The following is a 9,187-nucleotide window of genomic DNA, read 5'->3' as shown; positions in this document are numbered from 1 at the left end:
TAATAGCTTACCTTTTTTGATTCTAAAACGCATCACTTCCTTGTTAAAGTTTATCATATTTCATATTTAAAGTTTTATCATATCTAAAAGCTAGGATTAAAGCTTAATATTAAAACTATGCCTATGCTTTAATGAAGATATTTTATCTTTAACAAGTTTGTAAAATTGTTTTTATTAAAACTTGCTTGTGACTCTTAACAATGTTAATTAAAAAGAACATATTCTTAAAAAAAATATTGACTGATTTTTAAGAAGTTAAAGTTGAAATTATACAAGATTAAGCTTAAGGGAAGATGAAAGATAATAAGCCTCATATGAAATTTTATATGAGACTTAAAAATTTTCTAATTTTTATATCCTTTGAGTGCAAAAAATAAAATATAAAAATAGCACAACATAGGAACCACATAAGAAATTAATAAATTAGAATAATCCGCAACCAAACCTTGAACCGGTGGTATAAGCGCTCCTCCAACTATAGCCATGCAAATAAGCCCTGAAGCTTGACTGGTAAATTTACCTAAATTTTTTGTAGCTAAAGAAAAAATAGTTGGAAACATAATAGAATTAAAAAATCCTATAGCTATTAAAGATACCATTGCGATTTTTCCGCCTACTAAAACAGCTAATATGATTAAAACAATACTCACAACAGCATTAAAAGCCAGGTATTTGTTCGCAGGTATGACACTCATTATTGCACTTCCTATAAATCTTCCTACCATAGCACCACCCCAATAAAAGGCTATATATTTTGCGCCTAAAAATTCTTCTACATTAGCAAATTGCTTCATGGTTAAAATCAAAAACGAACCAATTGACACTTCAGCTCCAACATAAAAAAATATAGCCGCAGCACCTAAAACAAGATGAGGATATTCAAATATACTTATTTTTCCATCATCATTTTCTTCACTGATTTTCTCAGCTCTTTCTCTCACATCAGGAAGCTTTAAAAGATAAACTAAAATAGCTAAAAGTATTAAAACACCCGCTATGATTAAATAAGGAATTTGGACTGATTGTGCCTCTTGAGTCTTGCTTACATACTCAGCCGTTCCTGAAAGTATAAAAACAGCACCAAAAATTGGCCCTAAAGTCGTGCCTAAAGAATTAAATGCTTGCACCAAAGTCAACATCCTAGCTTCTTTTCCTGGGGCAAGTAAAGTAACAAAAGGATTTCCCGCAGTTTGCAAAAGAACCACCCCGCTAGCTAAAACAAACAAAGCCCCTAAAAATATAGGATAAGAAGCTGTAGAAGCAGCCGGATAAAACAAAATACAACCTATAGCCGTTAAGACAAACCCTAAAACAACTCCAATTGGATATCCTATTTTTTCTAAAAGTTTCCCAAAAAAACCTCCTGTTATAAAATAAGCACCAAAAAAACAAAACTGTATCAAAGCTGCTTCAAAATAATTAAGTTCAAAAATAGCCTTAAGATGTGGTATTAAAATATCATTTAACACCGTAATAAATCCCATAGCGAAAAATAAAGCAGTCAATGTTATTAATGCAAAATTATTTGATTTTGTTTGCATACTTTCTCCTTAAATTAAATTAAATTTTTTATAAATTTGTATTAAATGTTTCGTAGAACTATCATGATCTTGCATTATCCCTCCTTGTAATTCTGCTAAAATCGTTTTAGCTAGATCTTTACCAAGTTCTACGCCCCATTGATCAAAACTGTTAATATCCCAAATAACTCCTTGAACAAAAATCTTATGTTCATATAAAGCTATTAAAGATCCTATGCTTCGTGGATGAATATCATCAAGCAAAAGAGTATTACTAGGTCTATTACCTGAAAAAACTCTATGCGGGGCAAGTCTTTCAATTTGCTTTTTTTCAAAACCTTTTTTGATCATTTCTTCTTCAACTTCTTTAAGAGTTTTACCCAGCATAAAAGCTTCTGCTTGAGCAAAAACATTACTAAGTAAAATTTCATGATGTTGAGAAAGATGCCCTTTTTTTCGTAAAGATACAATCAAATCAATAGGACTTACATGCGTTCCTTGATGCAAAAGCTGAAAAAAAGCATGCTGTGCATTAATACCCACATCGCCCCAAACTATAGCCCCTGTATCATAATCAACTCTTTTGCCATTCTTTCTTATTTGCTTGCCATTGCTTTCTATATCAAGCTGCTGTATGAATTTAGGAAAATATCTTAACACAGAATCATAAGGAGCTATAATGTGACTGCCCGCATCAAAAAAATTAATATACCAAATTCCTATTAAAGCCATAATCACAGGCATATTGCTTTCAAAAGGCTCATTGCGAAAATGTTCATCAACCAAATAAGCCCCTTCAAGCAAAGAAGAAAAATTCTCCTTACCTAAATAAATCATAATAGCTAAACCTATAGCAGACCAAAGACTATAGCGTCCCTCTACCCAATTCCAAAATTCAAACATATTCTTAAGATCTATGCCAAATTCCCTCACTGCTTCTTTATTTGCTGAAACTGCCACAAAATGCTTTGCAATATGCTTTTCATCCAAAGCATGATCTAAAAACCACTTCCTAGCTGTAAAAGCATTAGTCAAAGTTTCTTGAGTAGAAAAAGTTTTTGACGCTATGATAAATAAAGTCGTTTCAGGATGAACTTTTTCTAAAACTTCTTGTAATTGAGTACCATCTACATTGAAAACAAAATGCATATGAAGCCTTGGATGAGCATAGTTTTTTAATGCTTTGCATACCATTAAAACCCCAAGATCAGTTCCTCCTATGCCTATATTTACAACATCAGTAATGATTTGATTGGTATAACCAAGCCAAGATCCCACTCGCAAAGAATCGGAAAAATTTTGCATTTTAAGCAAAACCTCCCTTACATTTGGCATAATATCTACATCATCAATCTTGACCGCATAATCTGATTTATTCCTTAAAGCTGTATGCAAGACCGCCCTATTTTCGGTATTATTAATCTTCTTACCTTCAAACATAGCATTAATTTTTTCTTTCAATGAACACTCACGTGCTAAATCAAATAAAAGTTTTAAAGTTTTATCATTCATGCGATTTTTAGAATAATCAAGCTTTAAATCTCCAAGTTCTAAAAAATATCTAAAACCCCTATTTAAATCTTCATTAAATAAAGATCTCATATGCACATCTTTAATATCTAAAAAATGATTTTGCAAGGCTTTATAAGAATTTAATTGCGTTAAAGTTTCCATATATCAACCCTGCTTTTTTGAAAAATAATCCCTTAAATGATTTTCAAGCGCTACAGCCACGCCATAAATTCCAGAATACTTAGCCAAAACAACATATATAGGAATAGCTGCTAAATAAGCATCAAATCTTCCTTTATTTTCAAAGCGCACTCTAAAAGGAGAGGTTTTAAAATAATCAATAAATCTAGGAATAATCCCACCGCAAAGATAAACCCCACCTCTAGCACCCAAAGTTAAAGCCAAATCAGCAGAAACAGTCCCAAGCATTGCACAAAAAATATCTAAAGTCAAACGACACAAAGGCGACTTACCACTTAAAGCATACTCACTAATAAGCTCAGGCGTCATATTTAAACTCTTCACCCTTTCTCTATCAGCTAAAGCTTCATAAATCAAAACAAGCCCAGAACCACTTAAAAAACGTTCCGCTGATACATGGCCATATTTTTTCCTTGCATATTGCCAAATGGCCATTTCAGTATCGTCAAAAGGAGAAAAACTAGTATGTCCCCCCTCTCCTGCTAAAGCGATACAGCCTCCATTATGACAAGGGATTAATCCACTTACGCCAAGTCCAGTACCAGGACCTAAAACAGCCTTAGGTGCATTGATTTCACAAGAGGTCCCACCTATTTGGACAAGATCTGTTGTAGACATTCTTGAAATTGCATAAGCTTGAGCTGTAAAATCATTAATCAAAATCAACACTTCTAAATCCAAAGCCTGTCTTGTAGTTTCTATAGAAAAAGCCCAATGATGATTTGTCATTTGCACCCAATCTCCAATCACAGGATTTGCTATAGCAAAAGCACCATATTTCACTACAGGATTACCAACCTTATTTAAATACTTTTTAACAGCATCTACAACACTGTTATAATCATTACAGGCTAAAATTTCTATATTTTCAATAATATTTGCCTCCACTTCTAATGCAAAACGAGCATTAGTCCCTCCAATATCAGCCAAAAGCCTAGGGTAAGATTTATTATTCGCAGAAGTAGACATTGCACACCACCTTTTGTGAGTGAAGTATATAAGAGATAGGCAATTTAGAATCAATTCCCTTAAGAGCTTCGTTAAAGACTTTTAATTTTTCTTCTGTAGTTATGAGTAAAAACAATTCCTTGCATTTTTCAAGAGCAGATAAAGACATAGACAATCTTTTATAAGGGGCATTTTTAGGTTCAATTAAAACAATATTTTGCTGTGTTGTTAAAGAGGAATTAAATTCCTTAGCATCATAAAAAAGCGAAGCAGTATGCCCATCAAGCCCCATGCCCAAAACAGCAATATCAGGTTGTTTATAATAAATATTTGCTTCATTTACAAGTTCATCCAAAGGAAGGTTAACGTTTTTAAAATAAGCTTGAAAATGGGATTTTTGGGCTAGATTTTTTAAAAAATGAGTTGTAATTAGCTTAGCATTACTATTTTCATCGTTTAAATCCACAATCCTTTCATCTACTAAAGAAATATTACATCTTTGCCAAGCACAGTCTTCTTGATTTAATAATTCTAAAAAATTTATAGGTGATTTTCCACCTGAAAAAGCAAGATTGACTCTATCTTGAAAAACTAAAAATTTATTAAGTGATGAGACAATTGCCTTGGCTAATGCCAAATTACACTCTTGCGTATTTTCAAAATGATATAATTTAAATGCCATAAATGCACCTTAGATCTAAAATAATATATAATAAAGCTTACCAAAGCTTTGCTTAATAACTTTAGCTAATATATTTATATTTAAAGAAAATATAAATATTTTTGTTTCAAATTTTCACATTTATCTCGCACACAATATCAAAAATAAACACTAATAATAAAACCAAAGCTTAAAACACTAAAAATTATGCCATTCATGTCCCTCTTGCTTTATAAAATCAAAAACCTCTTTAGGTCCCCAACTACCTGCAAGATAATAATACAAAGGCGTTTTATTTGCTTTCCAATTTTCCAAAATAGGATCAATCCAAACCCAAGCCGCCTCAAGCTCTTCTTTATGATTAAAAGAAGTTTGATTACCCTCTATTGCATCTAAAATCAATCTTTCATAAGGCTGCATAATGGCAGTATTATTAAGATTTAAAATGAGATTTTTTTCCTCATATTCTATAGTTTTGCCGATTTTTTTAACCCTTAAATTCAAAGAAATTTCATTATCAGGCTGTAGACGTATGATAAGCTTATTAGGATGCAAATTCGGAAGTTCTTTGTTTTTAAAATACACAACAATTTGCGCAAAAGAATCAGCCATTCTCTTACCCGTTCTTATATAAAAAGGCACCCCCTTCCAATCATCTTCTAAAAGCTCTGCCTTAATAGCGACAAAGGTTTCTGTTTGACTATTATCTTTTATATTATCTTCAGACAAATAGGCTTTAAACTCACCTGATTTAGTATATTGTGCTCTAATCACATTATTTTTCATCTCTTCATCATTTAAAGGCTTTAAACTTCGCAAAAGTTCTAATTTAGCCTGCCTTATAGATTCTGCATCAAAATTTTGTGGAATCTTCATAGCCACCAAAGAAAGAATTTGCAAAATATGATTTTGAATCATATCTCTTAAAGCACCCGTATTATCATAAAATTCCCCCCTACTTTCAACCCCCAAAGTCTCAAAAACACTGATTTCTATATAATCAATATGTTCTTTATTCCACAAGGAAGTAAAAATAGGATTACAAGATCTTAAAATCAAAAGATTTTGTATGCTTTCTTTTCCAAGATAATGATCAATTCTATAAATTTGACTTTCATCGTAATATTTAGCAATTTCATTATTGATAGCTTTGCAAGATTGTAAATCCACGCCCAAAGGCTTTTCTAAAATAATTTTTACATTAGCTTGATTAAGATGCACTAGCGTTAAATTCCTACATGCTTTCATAAAAAATTCAGGCGAAACAGAAAAATAAATGACAATATTTTGACTCTTATCGCCAAGTTCTTTTTCTAAACAATAAAAATCTTCCATCTCATTTAAATTAATGCTTAAATAAGTTATCATATGTGTAAATTCTTCCCATTTTTTATCATTATGACTTTTAATATGTATTTTAGAACGATTATTTAATTCTTCTATAAATTGCTCTGTATCAAAAGCACTCCTACTAGTAGCAATAATCCTTCCCATAGAAGGCAATAAACCATCTAAAAAAGCCTGATATAATGATGGAAAAATCTTTCTCATAGCCAAATCTCCAGTAGCTCCAAATAAAACAAATCTAAAATTTTGCATCATTTTCCCTTGATTAATTATATTTTAAAATTCCGTTCTTAAATAAGAACTCAAGAATAAAACTATTATTTAGAATTTTTATCTAGAATATAGCATAATTATTGCAATAATTAAGAAATTTTAATTTCAAAACTTTTCAAGGAATAAAAATGGTGCAAACAAAACTCAATCAAATCACGCAAAAAATCATAAATCGCAGTAAAAAAACAAGAGAACTTTATCTAGAACGCATCCAAACCCACAAAGGCAAAATCCAAAGAAAAAATCTAGCTTGTGCGAATTTAGCTCACACTTATGCAAGCATTCCTAAGCATATTAAAGAAAAAATTAAAGAAAACGAAGGATCCAATTACGCCATAATTTCAGCTTATAACGACATGCTTTCAGCCCATCAACCTTTTAAAAACTACCCTGATATCATCAAAAAAGAAGTTTTTAAATACAATGCTTTTGCTCAATTTGCAGGAGGCACTCCAGCTATGTGCGATGGTATCACCCAAGGCTATGAAGGCATGGAATTGAGTTTATTCTCGCGTGATGTGATAGCCATGAGTGTGGCTATAGCGCTTTCTCACAATGTTTTTGATGGGGTTTTTTACCTTGGAGTTTGTGATAAAATTGTCCCTGGTCTTTTAATAGGCGCTTTAAGCTTTGGACATCTACCAAGCATTTTCATACCTTCAGGCCCTATGACTAGCGGAATTTCTAATGACGAAAAATCCAAAGCTAGGCAACTTTTTGCCGAAGGCAAAATTTCTCGTGATGCCTTGCTTCAAAGCGAAATGAAATCTTACCATGATGTTGGCACTTGCACCTTTTATGGCACCGCTAATTCCAATCAAATGATGATGGAATTCATGGGCTTGCATTTGCCTAATTCCGCTTTTATCAATCCAAACACCACTCTAAGAGAAGCCCTAGTAAGACAATCCGCCTCTCATATGATAAACAGCCAAATCAAAAGCATAGGAGAATTGCTTAGCGAAAAAAATATTATCAACGCCATAATAGGCCTTATGGCAACAGGAGGTTCAACCAATCATACCATCCATTTAATAGCCATTGCTAGAGCAGCAGGTATTATCATAAACTGGGATGATTTTGATGCCATTTCTAGCATCATCCCTCTTTTAGCAAGGGTTTATCCTAATGGCAAAGCCGATATCAATCAATTTGAAGCAGCAGGAGGCATAGCCTTTATCATCCATGAACTTTTAAAAGAAGGATTATTACACGATGATGTAGACACTATCATGGGTAAAAGCATGCAAGCTTACACCCAAAATCCTTTTTTTATCGATAATAAAATCATTTATAAAAAAGGAGTTGAAAAAAGCCAAAACGACACCATATTAACAAACATCCAAAATCCTTTTTCAAAAGACGGAGGCGTTAAAATTCTCAAAGGCAATATAGGCAGAGCAGTCATAAAAATCTCAGCCGTCAAAGAAAAACACCAAATCATCGAAGCTCCAGCCTTAGTCTTCCGCTCTCAACAAGAATTTCTCAAAAGCTTTGAAAACAAAGAACTTCAAAAAAACTTCATCGCCGTTATACCCTATCAAGGACCTAGAGCCAATGGCATGCCAGAACTACACAAACTCACTCCAATCTTAGGAATTTTACAAGATCAAGGTTTTCAAGTAGGCCTTGTCACAGATGGGCGGATGTCAGGTGCTTCAGGTAAAGTCCCTGCAGCCATACACATGACTCCAGAAGCCTTACTTGGAGGAAATATAGCAAAAATCAAAAATGGAGATTTACTCTTACTTGATGCAAAAAATGGAATTCTTGAAGTTTTGCTTGATAAAGATCAATGGCAAAACAGACAAAGCACCCCTTTTCAAAATCAAGAAATTTTTGGCTGTGGTAGAGAGCTTTTCGCAGGCTTTAGATCACAAAGTTCAAGCGCTGAAACTGGTGCAATGAGTTTTGGCGGATATTTTAATTAAGGAAAAAAATGCAAACAAAAGAAATTTTAAAAATAAGCAAAATCATCCCAGTAGTCACAATTTATGATTTAAACACAAGCATTGAACTAGCCCAAGCTTTATTAAAAGGAGGGATTAAAATTCTAGAAATCACCCTAAGAACAAAAGATGCTATAAAAGCCATCAAACTCATATCAAATGAAATCCCACAAATCACCATAGGTGCAGGCACTGTCTTAAATTCAAAAATGCTAGAAGAAGCCAAAAACGCCGGAGCAAAATTCGCCATCAGCCCCGGCTTAAACCCTATCTTCGCACAAGAAGCTAAAACTATAGATATCAACCTAATCCCAGGCGTAGCCACAGCAAGCGAAATCATGCTAGCACTTGAATTTGGCTATAAAAACTTAAAATTTTTTCCCGCACAAGCTAGCGGAGGAGTCAATATGCTAAAATCTTTCGCTTCACCTTTTCCTGAAGTGAAATTTTGCCCTACAGGAGGCATTGACTTAAATAACACAAAAAACTACTTAAATTTAAACAATGTCCTTTGTGTAGGAGGTTCATGGCTAAGCCCTAAAGAACTCATTTTAGAAAAACAATGGGATAAAATCACTCAAATCACTCAAACAAGTCTAAAACAAATTCAATCTTAATTTAAATTGCTAGGTATTTTATCAACTATAACAAGCTTATAGTTGATAATGCTTAAGAAGTTCATTTTATAAATTTGCTTTTATTTAGAATAATAATGGAGTTTGATTTTAGTACTGTTATGGTGGGCCTAACAAGACTTGAACTTGTGACCTCACCCT

7 protein-coding genes are annotated in these 9,187 nt (G+C 32.9%); 2 read left to right on the top strand and 5 right to left on the bottom strand.

Annotated features, from left to right (window positions below; translation table 11 throughout):
• Window positions 1-344: 344 nt before the first annotated feature.
• From GRQ01_RS07310 to zwf, 5 genes are all read right to left on the bottom strand, one after another.
• Window positions 345-1,541 carry a sugar MFS transporter gene (locus tag GRQ01_RS07310; protein ID WP_158335111.1) on the bottom strand — a complete coding sequence of 399 codons (1,197 nt, stop codon included), beginning with the start codon at window positions 1,539-1,541 and terminating at the stop codon, window positions 345-347.
• 9 nt (window positions 1,542-1,550) lie between these two features.
• Window positions 1,551-3,194: a glucose-6-phosphate isomerase gene (pgi, locus tag GRQ01_RS07305; RefSeq protein ID WP_158335110.1), complete on the bottom strand. Its 1,644-nt coding sequence runs from the start codon at window positions 3,192-3,194 to the stop codon at window positions 1,551-1,553.
• Window positions 3,195-3,197: 3 nt separating this feature from the next.
• The gene (locus GRQ01_RS07300) at window positions 3,198-4,202 is read right to left on the bottom strand and encodes a glucokinase (protein WP_158335109.1); all 1,005 of its coding nucleotides are present in this window, start codon (window positions 4,200-4,202) and stop codon (window positions 3,198-3,200) included.
• Window positions 4,183-4,863 (bottom strand): 6-phosphogluconolactonase, encoded by a 681-nt coding sequence (pgl, locus tag GRQ01_RS07295; protein WP_158335108.1) that lies wholly within the window; start codon window positions 4,861-4,863, stop codon window positions 4,183-4,185. Before pgl ends, GRQ01_RS07300 begins: the two co-directional genes overlap by 20 nt.
• 177 nt (window positions 4,864-5,040) lie before the next feature.
• On the bottom strand, window positions 5,041-6,441 hold the full coding sequence (gene zwf, locus GRQ01_RS07290) for a glucose-6-phosphate dehydrogenase (RefSeq protein ID WP_158335107.1): 1,401 nt from the start codon (window positions 6,439-6,441) through the stop codon (window positions 5,041-5,043).
• Window positions 6,442-6,590: 149 nt separating this feature from the next.
• On the opposite strand from zwf, the gene edd reads away from it, so the two are divergent.
• Together edd and GRQ01_RS07280 are read left to right on the top strand one after the other, a co-directional pair.
• On the top strand, window positions 6,591-8,393 hold the full coding sequence (gene edd / locus GRQ01_RS07285; RefSeq protein ID WP_158335106.1) for a phosphogluconate dehydratase: 1,803 nt from the start codon (window positions 6,591-6,593) through the stop codon (window positions 8,391-8,393).
• Between the two features lie 8 nt (window positions 8,394-8,401).
• Window positions 8,402-9,028 carry a bifunctional 4-hydroxy-2-oxoglutarate aldolase/2-dehydro-3-deoxy-phosphogluconate aldolase gene (locus tag GRQ01_RS07280; RefSeq protein ID WP_158335105.1) on the top strand — a complete coding sequence of 209 codons (627 nt, stop codon included), beginning with the start codon at window positions 8,402-8,404 and terminating at the stop codon, window positions 9,026-9,028.
• The last annotated feature ends 159 nt before the right edge of the window (window positions 9,029-9,187 follow it).

Origin of the sequence: Campylobacter bilis (genome assembly GCF_016806695.1) — a bacterium.
GTDB classification, from domain to species: domain Bacteria; phylum Campylobacterota; class Campylobacteria; order Campylobacterales; family Campylobacteraceae; genus Campylobacter_D; species Campylobacter_D bilis.
This window is presented reverse-complemented; position numbering and strand designations above follow the sequence as displayed.